This is a genomic window from Streptomyces sp. NPDC056734 (assembly GCF_042790455.1).
GTDB lineage: Bacteria > Actinomycetota > Actinomycetes > Streptomycetales > Streptomycetaceae > Streptomyces.
Genome location: NZ_JBHTZD010000004.1, coordinates 19,164 through 37,918, shown reverse-complemented (window position 1 = coordinate 37,918; position 18,755 = coordinate 19,164). Strand labels below are relative to the sequence as shown.

Sequence of the window (18,755 nt, the reverse complement as noted above, 5' to 3'; positions counted from 1 at the left end):
CCTTTCCTCAAGTCGTGCTCGCGGTACGGCGCTGGACCAGCACGGCGGCGACGATGATCGCGCCCTTGGCGATCTGCTGAACGTCGCTCTGCAGGTTGTTCAGGGCGAAGATGTTGGTGATCGTGGTGAAGATCAGGACACCGAGCACCGAGCCGACGATCGTGCCCCGGCCGCCGCTGAGCAGCGTGCCGCCGATGATCGCCGCGGCGATGGCGTCGAGTTCGTAGAGGTTGCCGTTGGTGTTCTGGCCCGAGCCGGCCAGGATGATCAGCAGGAACGCGGCGATGCCGCAGCACAGTCCGGACAGCAGGTACAGATACAGCCGCTGGCGGCGGACATCGATCCCGGCGAGCCGGGCGGCCTCCGCGTTGCCGCCGACGGCGACCGAACGGCGGCCGAACGTGGTCCGGTTCAGCACCAGCCAGCCGGCGATGGTGACCGCGGCGAAGACCAGCACGAGCGGCGGGATGCCCAGGATGTAGGCATCGCGCTCACCGAGGTCCAGGACGCTCGGGATGGTGACGATCTGCGTCTTGCCGTCGGTGATCTGGAGCGCGAGTCCGCGCGCCGAGGCCAGCATGGCGAGGGTGGCGATGAACGGCACCATCCCGCCGTACGCGATCAGCACCCCGTTGACCAGGCCGCAGCCTACGCCGACGATCACCGCGGTGAACAGGATGCCGAAGAAACCGTACTCCTGGGTCGCCACCGTCGTCGCCCAGACCGAGGCGAGCGCCACGATCGCGCCGACGGACAGATCGATGCCGCCGGAGATGATGACGAAGGTCATCCCGACCACGACGACACCGATGATCGACGCCTGGGTCAGGACGAGCTGGAGATTGCGGGTGTCGAGGAACTGATCGGGTTTGGTGATACCGCCGATCAGGATCAGCGCGGCGAGCACGCCGAGCAGCGACAGGGTGCGCACATCGACGCGGAACAGCGTGGCGCTCCAGGCGGGGGGTCCGCTCACCGGCGGCGCTTTGTCGGTGCTGTCCCGCGGCGGGGAGACGGGCTGCGTCATGACGCCGGGCTTCCTTCCATCACTAGGTCGAGTACGCGGTGTTCGTCCAGCTCACGGGCGGGCGCGGTGTGCACGACCCGGCCTTCCCTGAGCACCAGGACACGGTCGGCGAGGCCGAGCACCTCGGGCACCTCGCTGGACACGAGGAGGACGGCGAGGCCCTCGTCGGCCAGCCGGCGCACGACCGCGTACAACTCGGCGCGGGCGCCGACGTCGACACCGCGGGTGGGTTCGTCGAGCAGCAGGACCCGGCAGCCGCGCAGCAGCCAGCGGGCGAGTACGGCCTTTTGCTGGTTGCCGCCGGACAGGGTGCGGATCGGCACCGAGGGGTTGTCGGGCCGCAGCGACAGCTCGCGCACGGCGGCCCGGGCGGCCTTGAGTTCGGCGCCCCGGTCGATCCAGCCGGCGGTGGCGAAGCGGGACATGGAGGAGACCGACACATTGCGGGTGACGGACTCCAGCATCAGCAGGCCCTGCGCCTTGCGTTCCTCGGGCGCGAGCCCGAGTCCGGCGCGCACGGCGGCGCGTACGCTGCCCGGCCGCAACACCTGGCCGTCGACCAGGACCTGACCGGCCGTCGCCCTGCGGGCCCCGTAGATGGTCTCCAGGATCTCGGAGCGGCCGGAGCCGACGAGTCCCGCGAGTCCGACGATCTCGCCGGGCCGCACGCTCAGGTCGAAGGGTTCGAACTCGCCCTGCCGGGCCAGCCCCCGCACCTGGAGCAGCGGCTCGCCGGGCGGCGGTGCGGTGGGCCGCTCGGGGAAGACGTACTCGACGTTGCGGCCGGTCATCAGCGCCACGACGTCCTTGGTGGGGGTCGACTCGGCGGGCAGTCCGCCGGCCACCGCGCGGCCGTCCTTGAGGACGGTCACCCGGTCGCCGATCCGGCGGATCTCCTCCAGGCGGTGCGAGATATAGACGACGGCGACCCCGTCGGCGGTCAGATCGGCCACGATCCGGAAGAGGTTGTCCACCTCGTCGGGGTCGAGCGCGGCGGACGGCTCGTCCATCACGATCAGCCGTACGTCGTGGGACAACGCCCTTGCCATCGACACGATCTGCTTGTGCGCCGCCGACAACTCCCCCACCAGCCGGGCCGGATCGATCTCCGGATGCCCGAGCCGCTTGAGCAGCTTGGCCGTCGAGGCGCGGGCGGTGCCGCGTCGTACGACGAATCCGGCGGCCGTGGGTTCGTGGCCCAGGTGGACGTTCTCGGCGACGGACAGGTGTTCCACCAGGTCGAGTTCCTGGTAGATGGTGGCGATGCCGAGGCTCATGGCGGCGATCGGCGAGCGCAGGGTGACCGGCTCGCCGCGCCAGCTGATGGTGCCGCCGTCGGGCTGGTGGGCCCCGGCGAGCACTTTGATCAGGGTGGACTTACCGGCCCCGTTCTGGCCGAGCAGGCAGTGCACTTCACCGGCGAGGACTTCGAGGTCGACACCGTCGAGGGCCCGGACGCCGGGGAACGACTTGGTGATACCGGACATGCTGAGCAGCGGTGATTCTGGTGCCATGTGGGTTCCCCTCGGCGGGCAAGCGGGCCGGTTTCAGGGCATAACTGTGCATATACGGATATAGATGGGCATGGGTGGGCGCGGCTGGGTAGAGAAAGGTGTGCAATAAGGGCACATCACATCAAGGCGGGGCGTGGGTCACAGGTGCGTGCGCAGGCTGCTGACACGAGTGACTTACGCGGACCGACCGTCAGCCGTGAGAGACGGCCGACGTGACAAGTTGCTGACGCGGGTGAGTACGAGTGATCGTGCTGGCGCGGGTGAGTACGAGTGACCGTGCTGGCGCGGGTGAGTAAGAGTGACCGTGCTTACGCGGGTGAGTACAGGTGATCGCTGATCAGCCGGGCGGCGCCGATGACTCCGGCGGTGGGGCCGAGTTCACCGAGCACGATGGGCAGATTGCCGGTCGCCAGGGGCAGCGACTGGCGGTAGACCTGGGTGCGGATCGCGGCGAGCAGATTGTGGCCGAGGCCGGTCACTCCGCCGCCGATCACCACCAGACCCGGGTTGAAGAAGCTGACCAGGCCGGCGATGACCTGGCCGACGTGATTGCCGCCCTCCCGGATCAGATCGAGGGCGGTGGCGTCCCCCGCCGAGGCCGCGGCGGCGACATCGACGGCGCTGAGCGTGCCGTTCGCCTCCAGCCGGGCCGCGAGTTCCGGTGAGCGTCCCTGCTGGACCGCCTCCAGCGCGTCCCGCGCGAGCGCGGCACCGCTGAAGTGGGCCTCCAGGCACCCCCGGTTGCCGCAGGCGCACGGACGTCCGTCGGGCACGGCCTGGATGTGCCCGATGTCGCCCGCGCTGCCTGTCGTACCGCGGTGGACATCACCGCCGACGACGATCCCGCAGCCGATACCGGTACCGATCTTGACGCAGAGGAAGTCGCCCACCGAGCGGGCGACGCCCGCGTGCTGCTCCCCCATCGCCATCAGGTTCACGTCGTTGTCGACCATCACCGGGCAGCCGAGTTCCTGGCTGAGCGCCTCCCGTACGGGGAAGCCGTCCCAGCCCGGCATGATCGGGGGTGCCACGGGGACACCCTCGGGGAAGCGGACCGGTCCCGGTACGCCGATGCCGGCTCCGTCGAACCCTTCGACCAGCCCGGACGCCTTGAGTTTGGCGGCCATGGCCAGGGCTTGCTCGAAGACCGCGACGGGTCCCTCGCGCACCTCCATGGGCTGGTTGATGTGGCCCAGGATCTCCAGTTCGGCGTTGGTGACGGCGACGTCTATCGAGGTGGCGCCGATGTCGACGCCGAGGAAACGCAGCCCGGGGTTGAGCCGGATGTTGTGGGACCGGCGGCCACCGCGCGAGGCGGCGAGTCCGTCGGCCACCACCAGGCCGGTCTCCAGCAACCGGTCCACCTCGACCGCCAGCTTCGACCGGGAGAGGTCGATCTGGTCGCCGAGCTGGGCACGGGAGTTGGGGCCGCCGTCGCGCAAGAGCTTCAGCAACCTGGCCTGATGGCCGTTAGCGGGTCGCGCCGTCATACGTCTCACGAACCCCTCCCCGCCTCGTATCGGCTGTCTCCGTCTGGCTTTCGAGGGGAACGTAGCAGTGGCTGCCGCGTTGGGGAAGAACTTGCGCAGAGATTGCCGTCGACTTTTTCCACTTACAGGACAAAGAGCGGGTGAGGTGTCCGGGATGGGGCATTACCTCCCGGGTAATCGACGCGGGCGGAGCGGGCGGGGACCGTGAGACACACCGGCTCCGCACCTCGGAGGTTCGTTCCCCCATGCCCGACCGACCGGCCATGCCCGACCATCCCGACGCACCTGGCCACGCCGTGCCCGGCGTCGACGAGCGCGGCCCCACGGCCTCGCCCACGTCGCCCGCCTCGCCCACCCCGCCCGGCCCCGGCGCCCTGCTCGCCGCCGTCCCCTTCGCCGCCGGTCTGGGGGTGACGCTGACGGAGGCGGGGCCGGAGCGAGTGGTGGCGCGGCTCGGCTGGGCTCCCCGGCTGTGCACGCTCGGGGGCGCCCTGCACGGCGGCGCGCTGATGACCCTGGCCGACACGGCGGGCGCGGTCTGCGCGTTCCTGTCCCTGCCGCCGGGCGCGGCGACCTCCACGGTGGAGTCCAGCACCCACTTCTTCCGGGCGGTCCGCTCCGGCACGGTCCGTGCCGTGGCCCGCCCGCTGCACACGGGCCGCTCCTTCGTCGTCGTACAGACGGAGCTGTCCGACGACGAGGGGCGCGCGGTGGGCCGTACGACGCAGACGCAGGCGGTGCTGGAGCGTCGGCCGCCGAAGGCGTGAACGCGACGGTGGCGGCGCGAGTACGGCGTGCCGCGCCGCCACGGACGCGACACGCCGCGCCGTCATGGGAACGCGCAGCCGACGGCCCGGCACCTCGCCATGCCACGCCCATGCCACGCCCATGCCACGCCACGCAGAACCGGGCGGCGCCCACGGGCACCCGTCGGACGGGCCCTAGTCGCGCGGGCGGGCGTGGTACGACTTGCGGGTGTGTTCGGTGTGGGCGCGCATGATGTGCGTGGCGCGCTGTTCGTCACGCGCGGTGATCGCCGCGATGAGTTCGCGGTGCTCGATCCAGGACTGGCGGCCCCGCTGACGGGCGACCGGGGCGTAGTACCAGCGCACCCGGCGGTCGACCTGGTGGGCGAGTTCGGCGAGGACGGCGTTTCCGGCCAACTCCATCACCTTGGCGTGGAAGCGGGCGTTGAGCAGCACGGCGGCGTCCACGTCGTCGGCGGACACGGCCTCCTCGCCCTCGGTGCACAGCTCCTCCAGCACGGCGACCCCGGCGCTGGTGGTGTTGGCGGCGGCGAGCCGGGCGGCCTCGGCCTCCAGGAGCGTACGGACCGTCAGCAGCTGATCGGCCTCCTCCTCGGTGGGCTCATGGACGAACGCGCCCTGGGCGGGACGCAGATCGACCCACCCCTCGGTGTTGAGCCGCTGGAGCGCCTCCCTCACCGGCTGACGCGACACGCCGAGGTGACCGGCGAGTTCACTCTCGACCAGATGCTGGCCGGGTTGGAGCGCGCGGGTGGTGATGAGTTCCAGCAGCGCCTCGTAGACGCGATCACGCAATGGGCCGGGGCGCTCCAGCTTGGGCACGGCCCCCTGCGGCAGTCCTGTCGACAGCATCGCGGTCCCCCTCCTCGGCAGGCACTGCACCAATGACAGCCGTTAACAGCCGGTGTGACTCAGCAAAGCGTCATGCCGCAAAGCACCATGACCCAGCAAAGTCAGTATCGATTGTCTTTCGTCTACAGTCTACGGCGCACAAATGCCAGGGAATCAGGAAGTTGACCGCGTCACATGGCACTTCGCCCCATGTCGCACGCGGTGCCGCCGAACGTGCAATACGTCACGGCCTACGCCACGGGCTACGCCAGGGGCTACATGACGGCCTACGTAACGGAGCTACGTCACGGGCAGCGGACGACCTGTCCGGCGTACGACAGATTGCCCCCGAACCCGAACAGCAGCACCGGGTCCCCGGAGGTGATCTCGCCCCGCTCGACCAGCTTGGACAGGGCCATCGGGATGCTCGCGGCGGAGGTGTTGCCGGAGACGGTGACGTCCCGGGCGACGACGGCGTCGACCGCGCCGATCCGCGCGGCGAGCGGTTCGATGATCCGGAGATTGGCCTGGTGCAGGACAATGGCCGCGAGGTCGGCGGGGGTGAGCCCGGCGCGTTCGCAGGCGGCGCGGGCGAGCGGCGGCAGCTGGGTGGTGGCCCAGCGGTAGACGGCCTGGCCCTCCTGGGCGAACCGGGACGGGGTGCCCTCGATCCGTACGGCGTGTCCCATCTCCGGCACCGAGCCCCACAGCACCGGCCCGATGCCGGGCCGCTCACCGGCGGGGCCCTCGTCGGCCTCGACGACCGCGGCCCCGGCCCCGTCGCCGACCAGGACGCAGGTCGTGCGGTCGGTCCAGTCCGCGACGTCGGACATCTTGTCGGCGCCGATCACCAGGGCCCGGCGGGCGGCCCCGGCCCGCAGGGTGTGGTCGGCGGTGGCGAGGGCGTGGGTGAAGCCGGCGCACACCACGTTCACGTCCATCGCGGCGGGCGAGGGGATGCCGAGCCGGGCGGCGACCCGGGCGGCCATGTTGGGCGAGCGGTCGATGGCGGTGGAGGTGGCGACCAGCACCAGATCGATGGCCTCGGGGCCGAGCCCGGCCGCGGCGAGCGCCTTGGCGGCGGCGTGCGCGGCGAGTTCGTCCACCGGCTCGTCGGGGCCCGCGATGTGCCGGGTGCGGATGCCGACCCGGCTGCGGATCCACTCGTCACTGGTGTCGACCAGGCCCGCCAGGTCCTCGTTGGTGAGCACCTTGGCGGGCTGGTAGTGGCCGACTGCGGCGATGCGCGAGCCGTTCATGGCTGGTGGGCCCCCTCGGGTTCCGGGTAGCGGGATGCACCAGTCTGATCAGTGACTCACGGGTATGACGGCACGGGATGCCACAGGATTCGGCGGTCCGAGTTGTCGGCTTCGGTCAGCGCCCGGAGCGCCCCGCCCGGCGTCCGCGCCCCCGCGCCCGAGGCCCGGCCCGCCGGGCGGCCGGACCGCTACCCGGTGAACAGCTGGGTCGCCTTGCGGACCAGCTCGTAGATCCCGTACGCCAGCGGCGCCCCCACCCAGACCCAGGCGAGGACGATCAGCGGGCGGCGGTCAGGCGGACTCTGGCTGCTGTCGCCGGACATCGACGACCTCCTTGCCGGTGGTGTCGGTGGTCTCGGTGCTGTCGGTGGTCTCGGTGCTGTCGGTGGTCTCGGTGGTGTCGGTGGTGTCGGTGGTGTCGGTGGTGTCGGTGGTCTCGGTCGGGTCGGTGGTGTGCTGGTGCCTGGCGTGCACGGGACGGACCAGCTCATTGGCGAGGAAGCCGATGGCCAGCAGCCCGATCATGATGAGGAACGACAGCCCGTACAGGGACGCGCCGGTCTTCCCGGCGGCCTCCTGCCGGTCGGCGATCCAGTTGACGATCAGCGGTCCGAGCACCCCGGCGGTGGACCAGGCGGTGAGCAGCCGGCCATGGATGGCGCCGACCTGGTAGGTGCCGAACAGGTCCTTCAGATAGGCCGGGACGGTCGCGAACCCGCCGCCGTAGAAGGAGAGGATGACCAGCGCGCACAGGACGAACAGCGGCTTGGAGGAGTCGCCGTACAGCGCGATCAGGCCGTACATCACCGCACCCGCGCCGAGGTAGAGGCGGTAGATGTTCTTGCGGCCGATCAGGTCGGAGGCGGAGGACCAGCCGATGCGGCCGGCCATGTTCGCCGCCGACAGCAGCGCGACGAAGCCGGCGGCGGCCGTCACCGAGACAGGGGTCGGGGTGTCCGCGAAGAAGTCGGTGATCATGGGGGCGGCCTTTTCGAGGATGCCGATGCCCGCGGTCACGTTCATGCACAGGACGATCCACAGGCACCAGAACTGGGGGGTGCGGATCGCCTGGTTCGCGGAGACCCGCGGGCCGGTGGGGGCTGATCGCGCCGCTCCCCGCGCCCGTGGGACAGGCGCCGCGGGCACCCGTACCAGCAGGACACCCAGGGTCATGAAGGCCGCGTACGCCACGCCGTGGATCAGGAACGCCAGGGCGATGCCGTCACCGCCGGTGCCGAAGGACTCCAGCATCCACGCGGACCACGGGGAGGCGATCAGCGCGCCGCCGCCGAAGCCCATGATGGCGATGCCGGTGGCCATGCCGGGGCGGTCCGGGAACCACTTGATCAACGTGGAGACGGGTGAGATGTAGCCGATGCCGAGGCCGATGCCGCCGACGAAGCCGTAGCCGAGGACGATCAGCCAGTACCGCTCGGTGGCCGCGCCCAGCGCGGAGAGCAGGAAACCGGACGAGAAGCAGACCAGGGCGACGGTCATCGCCCAGCGCGGCCCTTTGCGCTCGACCAGGGTGCCGCCGAACGCGGCGGACAGGCCGAGCATCACGATGCCGAGCTGGAAGGGCAGCGCGCTCTGCGTGCCGCTGAGGCCGAGCGCGGATTCGAGCGGGGGTTTGAACACGCTCCAGGCGTAGGCCTGGCCGATGGAGAGATGGACGGAGAGCGCCGCGGGGGGAACGAGCCAGCGGCTCCAGCCCGCGGGAGCGATGGGGGGACTCATGATCCGGCACGGTAGGGACGGGCCGGGGTGTTGCCCAGCCGGACGCGGACCGCATGCGATGAGCGGTACCCACCACGCGCCGAACGGTCACCGAACCGAACCGTCACCGAACCGAACAGCGCACGAACAGCGCACCGAACAGGCCCGGTACGCGGACCCGATGAACGGACCGGCGCGCGGACCCGATGAACGGACCGGCGGCGCGCGGACCCGGCGAACAGACCGGCAAGCAGGCCCAGTGAACGAGCCGCCGGGCAGGCCCGCCGCACAGGCCGACAGACAGGCCGACAGACAGGCCGCCGCACAGACCGACGCACAGACTCGTTGCGCAGACCCTTGTCGGCCCAACTTCCATACTGTAGACAATATTCCGTCGACATGCTCTCGACGTGCTCTCGACATGCTCGGTCCCGACCCCAGGGTCTCTCTCCGACCACCTCCGCGGTATCCCTCAAACCGAACGGAGTTGTCCTTGTGAAAGTCGCAGTTCTCGGCGCCGGTGCGATCGGCGCCTATGTCGGTGCCGCGCTCCACCGCGCGGGCGCCGATGTGCATCTCGTGGCCCGTGGACCGCATCTCGCGGCCATGAGGCAGCACGGCGTCAGGGTGCTCAGCCCGCGCGGCGACTTCGTCGCGCGGCCCCATGCCACCGACGACCCGGCCGAGATCGGCCCGGTCGATTTCGTCCTCCTGGGCCTGAAGGCAAATTCGTACGCGGCGTGCGGGCCGCTGATCGATCCCCTGCTGCACGACCGGACGGCGGTGATCGCCGCCCAGAACGGCATCCCGTGGTGGTACTTCCACCGCCACGGCGGGCCCCACGACGGCCACCGGATCGAGAGCGTGGACCCGGGCGGCTCGGTCAGCGCGGTCCTCGCCCCCGAGCGGGCCATCGGCTGCGTGGTGTACGCGGCCACCGAACTCGAAGGACCGGGCGTCGTACGGCATCTGGAGGGCACCCGGTTCTCCATCGGCGAGCCCGACCGCAGTGTGTCGCCGCGCTGTCTGGACTTCAGCGAGGCCATGAAGACCGGCGGGCTGAAGTGCCCGGTCGAACCGGACCTGCGCAATGACATCTGGCTGAAGCTGCTCGGCAACATCTCCTTCAACCCGATCAGCGCGCTGGCCCGCGCCACCATGCGGCAGATGTGCCTGCACGGCGGCACCCGCAAGGTCATCGAGATCATGATGACCGAGACGCTCTCGGTCGCCGAGGCCCTCGGCTGCGAGGTCGGGATCTCCATCGAACGCCGGCTGGCGGGCGCGGAGAAGGTCGGCGACCACCGCACCTCCACGCTCCAGGACCTGGAGCGCGGCAAGCCGCTGGAACTGGACGTGCTGCTCGCGGCCGTCGTGGAACTGGCGGAGATCACCGGCGTGGAGGTGCCCACCCTGCGCACCGTGCACGCCATCTCGGACCTGCTCGCCCTGAGGAGCGCCGCATGAGCGATGCGCCACGTCTGTCCCGCCGAGACCGCGACCGCGGCCGGCAGCCGAAGACCTACACCCGCCTCACCCACCCCCTCGTGCGCGACTCGCGCGACGAGCCCTTCCGGCAGGCGACCTGGGAGGAGGCGCTGGAGCGCGCGGCGCGGGGCCTGGCCCGGCACCGCGGCGCCTTCGGGATGTTCTCCTGCGCCCGCGCCACCAACGAGATGAACTACGTGGCGCAGAAGTTCGCCCGGGTCGTCATGGGCACCAACAACGTCGACTCCTGCAACCGCACCTGTCACGCCCCGAGCGTGGCGGGCCTGTCGGCGGCGTTCGGCTCCGGTGGCGGGACCTCCTCGTACGAGGAGATCGAGGACACCGACGTCATCGTGATGTGGGGGTCCAACGCCCGCTTCGCGCACCCGATCTTCTTCCAGCACGTGCTGAAGGGGATCCACCACGGCGCCCGGATGTACGCCGTCGATCCGCGCCGCACCTCCACCGCCGAGTGGGCGGAGAGCTGGCTCGGGCTGAACGTCGGCACGGACATCCCGATGGCGCACGCGATCGGCCGGGAGATCATCCACGCGGGCCTGGCCAACGAGGCGTTCATCGAGCGGGCGACGTCCGGCTTCGAGGAGTACAAGGCGCTGGTCGAGCCGTGGACGCTGTCGCTGGCCGAGAAGGTGACCGGTGTCCCCGCGCAGGCGATCCGGGAGCTGGCGCACGCCTACGCCCGCGCCGAGCGGGCCCAGCTGTGCTGGACGCTGGGCATCACCGAGCACCACAACGGCACGGACAACGTGCGCGCGCTGATCAATCTGTCGCTGCTGACCGGGCACGTGGGCCGGATCGGCTCCGGGCTCCAGCCGCTGCGCGGGCAGAACAACGTGCAGGGCGGCGGCGACATGGGGGCGATCCCCAACCGGCTGCCCGGCTTCCAGGACATCCTCGACCCGGACAGCCGGCTGAAGTTCGAGAGCGCCTGGGACACCGTCATCCAGCCGCACTACGGGATGACCCTCACCGAGATGTTCGAGGCGATGGAGGAGGGCGCGCTCAAGGCGGTCTACTGCATCGGCGAGAACCCGGCCCAGTCGGAGGCGGACAGCGAGCAGGCCGTGCGCCGGATGGGGATGCTGGACTTCCTGGTGGTCCAGGACATCTTCCTCACCAAGACCGCCCAGCTCGCCGATGTGGTGCTGCCGGCCACCGCCGGGTGGGCGGAGACCGACGGCACCACCACCAACAGCGAGCGCCGGGTGCAGCGGGTGCGCCGCGCGGTCACCCCGCCCGGGGAGGCCCGCGAGGACATCGACATCCTGTGCGACCTGGCGTCCCGGCTCGGCCACGACTGGAAGTACGCGGACGCGGAGGCGGTCTGGAACGAGCTGCGCTCGGTGTCCCCGGACCACTACGGGATGACGTACGACCGGCTGGCGGAGCACCAGGGCATCCAGTGGCCCTGCCCCAGCACCGAGGGGATAGAACCGAGCTATCTGCACGGGCGGCTGTGGGAGTCCGATCCGGCGCGGCGGGGGCGGCTCGCGCCGTTCGGGATCGTCCAGCACGATCCGCCCGTCGATCTCACCGACGAGGACTTCCCGATCCGGCTCACCACCGGGCGGCGTCTGGACTCCTACAACACCGGGGTGCAGAGCGGCAGTTTCGCCTCTCCGCTGCGGCGCGGCGAGTACATCGAGCTGTGCCCGGAGGACGCCGAGCGGTACGGGGTCGTGGTGGGCGAGGAGATCCGGGTCTCCTCGCGGCGCGGGGCCGTGGTCGCGCCGGTCTGGGTGGACCCGGCGCTGCGGCCCGGTCTGGCGTTCATGACCATGCACTTTCCCGACGAGGTGGACACCAACCAGCTGACGATCGAGGCGAACTGCCCGATCGCGGGGACGGCGGAGTTCAAGGCGTCGGCGATCCGGATCGAGAAGCTCCCCGTCGCGACCATTGTGAGGTGACGTAAGTGGATCTGCACTTCGGCGACAGCAAGCCGACGGACGAGGAACGGGCGGCGGTGGACGCGCTGCTCGGTCCGCCGGAGTCCTCGTGGGAGGGGGCCGACCGTTCCGATGCCGACCTGAGGTGGGCACGCGGCGGGCGGGAGGCCCGGGACCGCCGTGATCTGCTGTTGCCGGGGCTGCACGCGATCAACGACCGGGTGGGCTGGATCAGCGACGGCGCCCTGGACTATCTGTGCCGCCGGCTGACCGTGCCCCCGGCGGAGGCGTACGGGGTGGCCACCTTCTACGCCATGTTCTCGGTCCGGCCGCGCCCGGCGACCGTGCTGCACGTGTGCACGGACCTGGCGTGCGCGGCGGCCGGGGCGCCCGAGCTGTGCGCGGGGATCGAAGCGCGGCTCGGGCAGCCCGGCTCCGGTGTCCATGTCGAGCGCAGCCCGTGCCTTGGCCTGTGCGAACGGGCCCCGGCCGCGCTCGCGATCCGGGCGGGCGACCCGGTCCGTACGGCCGTCTCCGCGCCGGCCACCGTGGAGACGGCCGTACTCGCCGCGACCGCGCCCGACTCGGCGCCGCCGGAGCCCCCGGCCGCGCTGGCGGTCCCGCAGGCGGGGTCGCCGGGGCTGGTACTGCTGCGCAGGGTCGGGGTGGTGGACCCGGCGTCGCTGGACGACTACCGGGCGCACGGCGGGTACGCGGCGCTGCGCCAGGCGTTCCGGCTGGGGCCGGCCGGGGTGATCCGGGAGGTCACCGACTCGGGTCTGGTCGGGCGGGGCGGCGCCGCCTTCCCGACCGGCCGCAAATGGCAGGCCACGGCGTCCCAGCCGGACCATCCGCACTACGTCGTCTGCAACGCCGACGAATCCGAGCCCGGCACCTTCAAGGACCGGGTGATCATGGAGGGCGACCCGTACGCCCTGATCGAGTCCATGACCATCGCCGCCTACGCGACCGGCGCGCACCTCGGCTATCTGTATCTACGTGGCGAGTATCCGCGCGCGCAGGCCCGGCTGGAGCACGCGATCGCGCAGGCGCGGGCCCGGGGGCTGCTCGGTGACGACATCCTCGGCCAGGGCTACGCCTTCGACATCGAGATCCGGCGCGGGGCGGGCGCCTACATCTGCGGCGAGGAGACGGCCCTGTTCAACTCCATCGAGGGCTACCGGGGCGAGCCGCGCTCCAAGCCGCCCTTCCCGGTGGAGAAGGGCCTGTTCGGCAAGCCGACCGTGGAGAACAACGTCGAGACGCTGGTGAACGTCCTGCCGATCCTGACCATGGGCGGCCAGGCATACGCGGCGGTCGGCACCGGACGTTCCACCGGCCCCAAGCTGTTCTGTGTCGCGGGCAGCGTCGAACGTCCCGGCATCTACGAGCTGCCGTTCGGCGCGACGCTGGGCGAGCTGCTGGAGCTGGCCGGGGTCCGCGAGGGGCTGCGGGCGGTGCTGCTCGGCGGCGCGGCGGGCGGGTTCGTCCGGCCGGACGAGACGGACATCCCGCTGACCTTCGAGGGGACCCGCGAGGCGGGCACGACGCTGGGCTCGGGGGTGGTGCTGGCCTTCGACGACACGGTGCCGCTGCCCCGGCTGCTGCTGCGGATCGCCGAGTTCTTCCGCGACGAGTCGTGCGGGCAGTGCGTGCCGTGCCGGGTCGGGACGGTCCGGCAGGAGGAGGCGCTGGGCCGGATCGTGGCGCGGACCGGCGCGGAGGCCGCCGGGGACATCGCGCTGCTGCGCGAGGTGGGCCGCGCGATGCGGGACGCCTCGATCTGCGGTCTGGGGCAGACCGCGTGGAACGCCGTGGAATCCGCCATCGACCGCCTGGGGGCGTACGAATGACCATGATCGAGCTGGGGATCCCGCGCCGGCTGCTGGAGTTCACCATCGACGGGGAGCCGGTGCGGGCGCCGGAGGGCGCCACGATCCTGGACGCCTGCCGCGCCGCCGGGAAGGACATCCCGACCCTGTGCTACGGCGACACGCTCGCCCCGAAGAACGCGTGCCGGGTGTGTGTGGTGGAGGTCGAGGGCGCCCGGACGCTGGTCCCGGCCTGCTCGCGCAAGGCGGAGCCGGGCATGGAGGTCCGTACCGGCACCGAGCGGGCGCGGCACAGCCGGAAGATCGTGATCGAGCTGCTGGCGTCGTCCGTGGATCTGTCGACCACGCCGGAGATCGCCGGGTGGATCAAGGAGTACGAGGCGAAACCGGACCGGTTCGGCCCGGACGCGGCCCGCATGGACGAGGACCCGAAGGTCGACAACGACCTGTATGTACGCGATTACGACAAGTGCATCCTGTGCTACAAGTGCGTCGACGCCTGCGGTGACCAGTGGCAGAACTCGTTCGCGATCTCGGTGGTGGGCCGTGGTTTCGACGCCCGGATCGCGGTGGAGCACGACGGGCCACTGACCGATTCGGCGTGTGTGTACTGCGGGAACTGCATCGAGGTGTGCCCGACCGGGGCGCTGTCCTTCAAGTCGGAGTTCGACATGCGGGCGGCGGGGACCTGGGAGGAGGAGCGGCAGACGGAGACGACCACGGTGTGCGCGTACTGCGGTGTGGGATGCAACCTCACGCTGCACGTGCAGGACAATGAGATCGTGAAGGTGACCTCTCCGCACGACAATCCGGTGACCCACGGGAATCTCTGCATCAAGGGCCGCTTCGGCTATCAGCACGTACAGAACCGGGACTGATCAGGACATGGGACGAGTCACGGAACGACGCAAGGTGCTCCGCATCCGGGACGGGGCGATCTCGTCCCGCCCGGACACGCTGGTCGCCGAGGAACCACTGGAGATCCGGCTCAACGGCAAGCCGCTCGCGATCACCATGCGCACCCCGGGCGACGATTTCGCGCTCGCCGCCGGGTTCCTGGTGAGCGAGGGCGTCCTCGCCCACCAGGCGGACCTCAGAAACATCGTGTACTGCGCCGGGGCGACGGCGGACGGCTCCAACACGTACAACGTGGTGGATGTGAGCACCACGCCCGGGGTGGTGATCCCGGACATCACGCTGGAGCGGAACGTCTATACGACGTCGTCGTGCGGCCTGTGCGGCAAGGCGAGCCTGGACGCGGTGCGTACGACGACACGCTGGCCGATCTCCGACACTCCCCCGGTCCGGGTCGAGCCCGAACTGCTCGCGGGCCTCCCCGACCGGCTGCGCGCGGCGCAACGGGTCTTCGACCGGACCGGGGGTCTGCACGCGGCGGCGCTGTTCAGCGAGGACGGCGAGCTGCTGGACGTCCGTGAGGACGTGGGCCGGCACAACGCGGTCGACAAACTGGTCGGCCGTGCCTTGCAGAGCGGCGCCCTGCCGCTGTCCCGGGCGCTCCTGCTGGTCTCCGGGCGGGCCTCCTTCGAGCTGGCGCAGAAGGCGGTCATGGCCGGGATACCGGTCCTGGCGGCGGTCTCGGCGCCCTCGTCCCTCGCCGTGGACCTGGCGGCGGAGACGGGGCTGACGCTGGTGGGCTTCCTGCGGGGCAACTCCATGAACGTGTACGCGGGAGAGGACCGGATCGCCCTGCGGGCCCCGGCCACACAGGGCTGACCACGGCTCTCCGCGACACGGCGGCGGGGCCCCGAGCGGCGGGGAGCGCCCCCTGCGCCGCAGGGGCCCCGCCGCACCCTGCCGGGCCGACTGCCGCCCACCTCCGCAGGGTGGGTCTCCGGCCACCCCGCAGGGTGGGTCTCCGGCCGCCCCGCAGGGTGGGTCTCCGGCCGCCCCGCACGGCGGGTCTCCAGCCGCCCCGCACGGTGGATCTGCGGCCACCCCACGTGACGGGTCTGCGGCCACACCGCGCAGTCGGCCGCCGCCCACTCCGCGTGGGCAGCCCCCACCACCCCACGGCCGACCGCCGCACATCCCGCGCGACCAGTGCCGCTCACGCCGCGTAGCTGGTCTCCGAGCCACCCCGCATGGACGCCCGCCACTCATGCCGCGCGGCCAGCCCCTGCCCACCACCGCATGGCCAGCCTCCACCCAGCGCCGCATGGCCGACCGCCGGACACCCCGGCCCAACAGCCTCCGCCCCCCGCACGCTCGACCGCCCCCCGCACGCTCGACCGCCCCACACCCCGCGAGGCCAGTTCCACCCACCACCACACGCTCGACCGCCGGTCACCCCGGCTCAGCAGCCTCCGCCCACCCCCCGCACGCTCGACCCCCGCACACCCCGCGAGGCCAGCCCCCACCACCCCACGGCCGACCGCCGGTCATCCCGTTCACCCCTCCGTGAGCGAGATCCGTCCGAGCAGGTGTACGAACTGTTCCCGTTCGGCCGTTGTCAGGGGGGCCAGGAGGGTGTCGTTGGCCTCTCGGGTGAGGGCCTCGCAGCGGCGCAGTATGCGGTCGCCCTCCTCGGTGAGCGACACGGCGTTCTTGCGGCGGTCCCGGGGGTCGGGTTCGCGTACCACGAGGCCGGCGGACTGCAACTCGTTGAGTATCCCCACCACGTCCTTGGGGTCCAGGCCCACGCCCCGGCCCACGTCCGCCTGGGCGACCGGGCCCAGGTCGCGGACGGCGGAGAGCACGAGGTGGTGCCAGGTCCGCATGCCCTCGGCGGCCAGTGCCTGGGCGACCAGCGCCCGGCCGCGCGCGGCGGCCCGGCCCAGCAGCCAGCTGGGCAGCGAGCGGATCGCGGGGATCGCGGGGATCATGGGCACCACGGGGACACTGCCATCGGCCATGGCCACAGCGTAACCCGAAGTTGTTGGACTTCCCCATGATTATGTGTTAGTCATTGGGACCTCCCACGATACTGTTGGGAAACCCCATGACTCAGGAGGCTACCGACGCACACCTTCTCCCACGGCCGTCACCGCCCGTGGAGTCCGGATGTCCGAACGTATGAAGGGCTGTCGCCCATGCCTTGTGGCCTTCCCGCCCCCCTGAGAGGCGTCCTCGTCACGGTCGTCGCCTCGCTGGTGGCGGTCGTGACCCCGTCCCCCGCCTCCGCCTCCGCCGCCGCGGAGTTCGACCAGCGCGTGCTGTTCAAGGCGTCCCAGGACCCCGGATACGCCTGCTTCCGCATCCCCGCGATCGTCCGCACCACCCAGGGCACCCTGCTCGCCTTCGCCGAGGGCCGGGTGCTCAACTGCGGCGACGCCACGGACATCGACCTCGTAGTGAAGCGCTCCACCGACGGCGGTCGCACCTGGGGCCCGCTCCAGGTGATCAGCGAGGGCGCCGGCGACACCCACGGCAATCCGGCACCCCTGGTGGACCGGGAGACCGGCCGGATCCTGCTCGCCCAGACCTGGAACCCGGGCCGCACGGACAGCGCGAGCTGCGAGATCCCCTGCCCGCGCACCCCCTACCTCCAGTACAGCGACGACGACGGCCGCACCTGGTCCGCGCCGCGCGACCTGAGCGCCCAGATCCAGCCCGCCGGGTGGAACTCCTGGTACGCGACCGGCCCGGTGCACGGCGTGCAGCTCGGCCAGGGCGCCCACGCCGGACGGCTGGTGTTCGGCGTGAACACCGAGACCTGGAGCGGCGGCCGGGTCACCGCCAACCACGCCGCGCTGATCCTCAGTGACGACGGCGGCACCACCTGGCGGGTCGGCGCCACCGACTCCTGGCCGATCGCCGCCGACGGCAGCTACCGCCAGAAGCCCTCCGAGCTGACCCTGGAGGAGCAGAGCGACGGCAGCCTCCTGGTGAACGCCCGGGAGCAGGACGGCACCGACCCCGGCCATCGCAGCCAGGCCCTGAGCACCACCGGCGGCACCAGCTTCACCGGCCCCTTCAAGGACGTCCCCGATCTGTACGCGCCGCAGGTCCAGGGCTCGCTGCTGCGGCTCGGCGACCGGATGCTGCTGGCCGTCCCGGCCGACCCGGACCGCCGCCGCACCATGATGATCCGCTCCTCCTACGACGCCGGGCGCACCTGGGACAGCGTGGACCGGGGCACGGTCGTCACCCGCGACTGGGCGGGCTACTCGGACCTCGCCGACCTGGGCTCCGGCGCGGTGGGCCTGCTCTACGAGGCGGGCACGGTCGACGCCCGCGACGAGATCCGCTTCGCCCGTTTCACCGAGGACTGGCTCACCCCGCGCCGCGGCCCCGACCCCACCACCCCCGACCTGGCCCCGTCCGCCGCGCCGGCCGCGGTCCTCGGCGGCGCCGCCACCACCCCCGGCGTGTCGGGCGACGCGCTCGCCCTGGACGGCACCGACGACGCCGTACGACTGCCCCACGACACCCGGCTGCCGCTCGGCACCAAGGACTTCACCGCCTCCCTGTGGTTCCGCTCCACCGCCACCAGCGGCGAACAGCCGATGCTGTGGATGGGCGGGGTCGGCGTCAGCCAGCCGCAGATCTGGCTGCGCGGAGAACCGGCGAGCGACCGGGTGCGCGCCCTGATCACCACCCGCACGGGCGTCGCGTCCTGGCACTCGGCGTCCCTGAGCACCACGAGCGCCCACAACGACGGCGCCTGGCACCACGTGGCACTGCGCCGCGGCGGCGGCCAGCTCACCCTGTTCCTGGACGGCACCCGGATCAGCACCGCGGACATCACCGGCTCGGTCAGCCGCAACTCGCCCTTCGGCGTCCACATCGGCCAGCGCATGGACAGCCGGGCCCACTTCTCCGGCGCCCTGGACGACGTACGGGTGTACGACAAGGCGCTGACCGACGGTGAGCTGACCGCGCTGCGGCTGACCGGGGTCGCGCCGTACGCCACCCCCGTCCTGCATCTGCCCATGGACCGGATCACCCCGGGCGGCTAACG

The 18,755-nt window shown here is 71.5% G+C and carries 15 protein-coding genes; 7 read left to right on the top strand and 8 right to left on the bottom strand.

The window, feature by feature from the left end; all coding sequences use genetic code 11:
* Positions 1-7 precede the first annotated feature (7 nt).
* The 3 genes from ACFRFC_RS06630 to ACFRFC_RS06620 form a co-directional block, all read right to left on the bottom strand.
* Positions 8-1,027, bottom strand: coding sequence for an ABC transporter permease (locus ACFRFC_RS06630; protein WP_382686902.1), 1,020 nt, complete (start codon positions 1,025-1,027; stop codon positions 8-10).
* Positions 1,024-2,541: a sugar ABC transporter ATP-binding protein gene (locus ACFRFC_RS06625; protein WP_382686904.1), complete on the bottom strand. Its 1,518-nt coding sequence runs from the start codon at positions 2,539-2,541 to the stop codon at positions 1,024-1,026. Before ACFRFC_RS06625 ends, ACFRFC_RS06630 begins: the two co-directional genes overlap by 4 nt.
* A gap of 308 nt (positions 2,542-2,849) precedes the next feature.
* The gene (locus ACFRFC_RS06620) at positions 2,850-4,031 is read right to left on the bottom strand and encodes an ROK family protein (RefSeq protein WP_382686906.1); all 1,182 of its coding nucleotides are present in this window, start codon (positions 4,029-4,031) and stop codon (positions 2,850-2,852) included.
* A 245-nt stretch (positions 4,032-4,276) separates the two neighbouring features.
* Here ACFRFC_RS06620 and ACFRFC_RS06615 point away from each other — a divergent pair, with 245 nt between their 5' ends.
* Complete coding sequence (locus tag ACFRFC_RS06615) at positions 4,277-4,798, top strand: PaaI family thioesterase (protein WP_382686909.1); 522 nt, start codon at positions 4,277-4,279, stop codon at positions 4,796-4,798.
* A gap of 174 nt (positions 4,799-4,972) precedes the next feature.
* Here ACFRFC_RS06615 and ACFRFC_RS06610 read toward each other — a convergent pair whose 3' ends face one another.
* The 4 genes from ACFRFC_RS06610 to ACFRFC_RS06595 all read right to left on the bottom strand — a co-directional run bounded on the left by ACFRFC_RS06610 (position 4,973) and on the right by ACFRFC_RS06595 (position 8,625).
* Complete coding sequence (locus ACFRFC_RS06610) at positions 4,973-5,650, bottom strand: GntR family transcriptional regulator (protein WP_382686911.1); 678 nt, start codon at positions 5,648-5,650, stop codon at positions 4,973-4,975.
* Positions 5,651-5,934: 284 nt separating this feature from the next.
* Positions 5,935-6,888: a beta-ketoacyl-ACP synthase III gene (locus ACFRFC_RS06605; RefSeq protein ID WP_382686914.1), complete on the bottom strand. Its 954-nt coding sequence runs from the start codon at positions 6,886-6,888 to the stop codon at positions 5,935-5,937.
* A 188-nt stretch (positions 6,889-7,076) separates the two neighbouring features.
* Positions 7,077-7,211, bottom strand: coding sequence for a hypothetical protein (locus ACFRFC_RS06600; RefSeq protein WP_382686916.1), 135 nt, complete (start codon positions 7,209-7,211; stop codon positions 7,077-7,079).
* Positions 7,180-8,625, bottom strand: a complete 1,446-nt coding sequence (locus ACFRFC_RS06595) for an OFA family MFS transporter (RefSeq protein ID WP_382686919.1) — start codon at positions 8,623-8,625, stop codon at positions 7,180-7,182. Before ACFRFC_RS06595 ends, ACFRFC_RS06600 begins: the two co-directional genes overlap by 32 nt.
* A 474-nt stretch (positions 8,626-9,099) precedes the next feature.
* Here ACFRFC_RS06595 and ACFRFC_RS06590 point away from each other — a divergent pair, with 474 nt between their 5' ends.
* Genes ACFRFC_RS06590 through fdhD form a run of 5 tightly spaced genes read left to right on the top strand, consistent with a single transcriptional unit; the run spans position 9,100 to position 15,568 of the window.
* Entirely contained in the window at positions 9,100-10,071 is a 972-nt protein-coding gene (locus ACFRFC_RS06590; RefSeq protein WP_382686922.1) for a 2-dehydropantoate 2-reductase, read from the top strand.
* Positions 10,068-12,023 carry a molybdopterin oxidoreductase family protein gene (locus ACFRFC_RS06585; protein ID WP_382686925.1) on the top strand — a complete coding sequence of 652 codons (1,956 nt, stop codon included), beginning with the start codon at positions 10,068-10,070 and terminating at the stop codon, positions 12,021-12,023. Before ACFRFC_RS06590 ends, ACFRFC_RS06585 begins: the two co-directional genes overlap by 4 nt.
* A 5-nt stretch (positions 12,024-12,028) precedes the next feature.
* A complete protein-coding gene (locus ACFRFC_RS06580; protein ID WP_382686928.1) occupies positions 12,029-13,855 on the top strand; it encodes an NAD(P)H-dependent oxidoreductase subunit E in 1,827 nt (608 codons plus the stop codon).
* On the top strand, positions 13,852-14,712 hold the full coding sequence (locus ACFRFC_RS06575) for a 2Fe-2S iron-sulfur cluster-binding protein (RefSeq protein WP_382686930.1): 861 nt from the start codon (positions 13,852-13,854) through the stop codon (positions 14,710-14,712). The genes ACFRFC_RS06580 and ACFRFC_RS06575 overlap by 4 nt, the downstream gene beginning before the upstream one ends.
* Positions 14,713-14,719: 7 nt before the next feature.
* Positions 14,720-15,568 (top strand): formate dehydrogenase accessory sulfurtransferase FdhD, encoded by an 849-nt coding sequence (fdhD, locus tag ACFRFC_RS06570; protein ID WP_382686932.1) that lies wholly within the window; start codon positions 14,720-14,722, stop codon positions 15,566-15,568.
* Between the two features lie 674 nt (positions 15,569-16,242).
* Here fdhD and ACFRFC_RS06565 read toward each other — a convergent pair.
* Positions 16,243-16,707 carry a MarR family winged helix-turn-helix transcriptional regulator gene (locus ACFRFC_RS06565; RefSeq protein ID WP_382686935.1) on the bottom strand — a complete coding sequence of 155 codons (465 nt, stop codon included), beginning with the start codon at positions 16,705-16,707 and terminating at the stop codon, positions 16,243-16,245.
* Between the two features lie 177 nt (positions 16,708-16,884).
* On the opposite strand from ACFRFC_RS06565, the gene ACFRFC_RS06560 reads away from it, so the two are divergent.
* Positions 16,885-18,753 (top strand): exo-alpha-sialidase, encoded by a 1,869-nt coding sequence (locus ACFRFC_RS06560; RefSeq protein WP_382686938.1) that lies wholly within the window; start codon positions 16,885-16,887, stop codon positions 18,751-18,753.
* Positions 18,754-18,755: the final 2 nt, after the last annotated feature.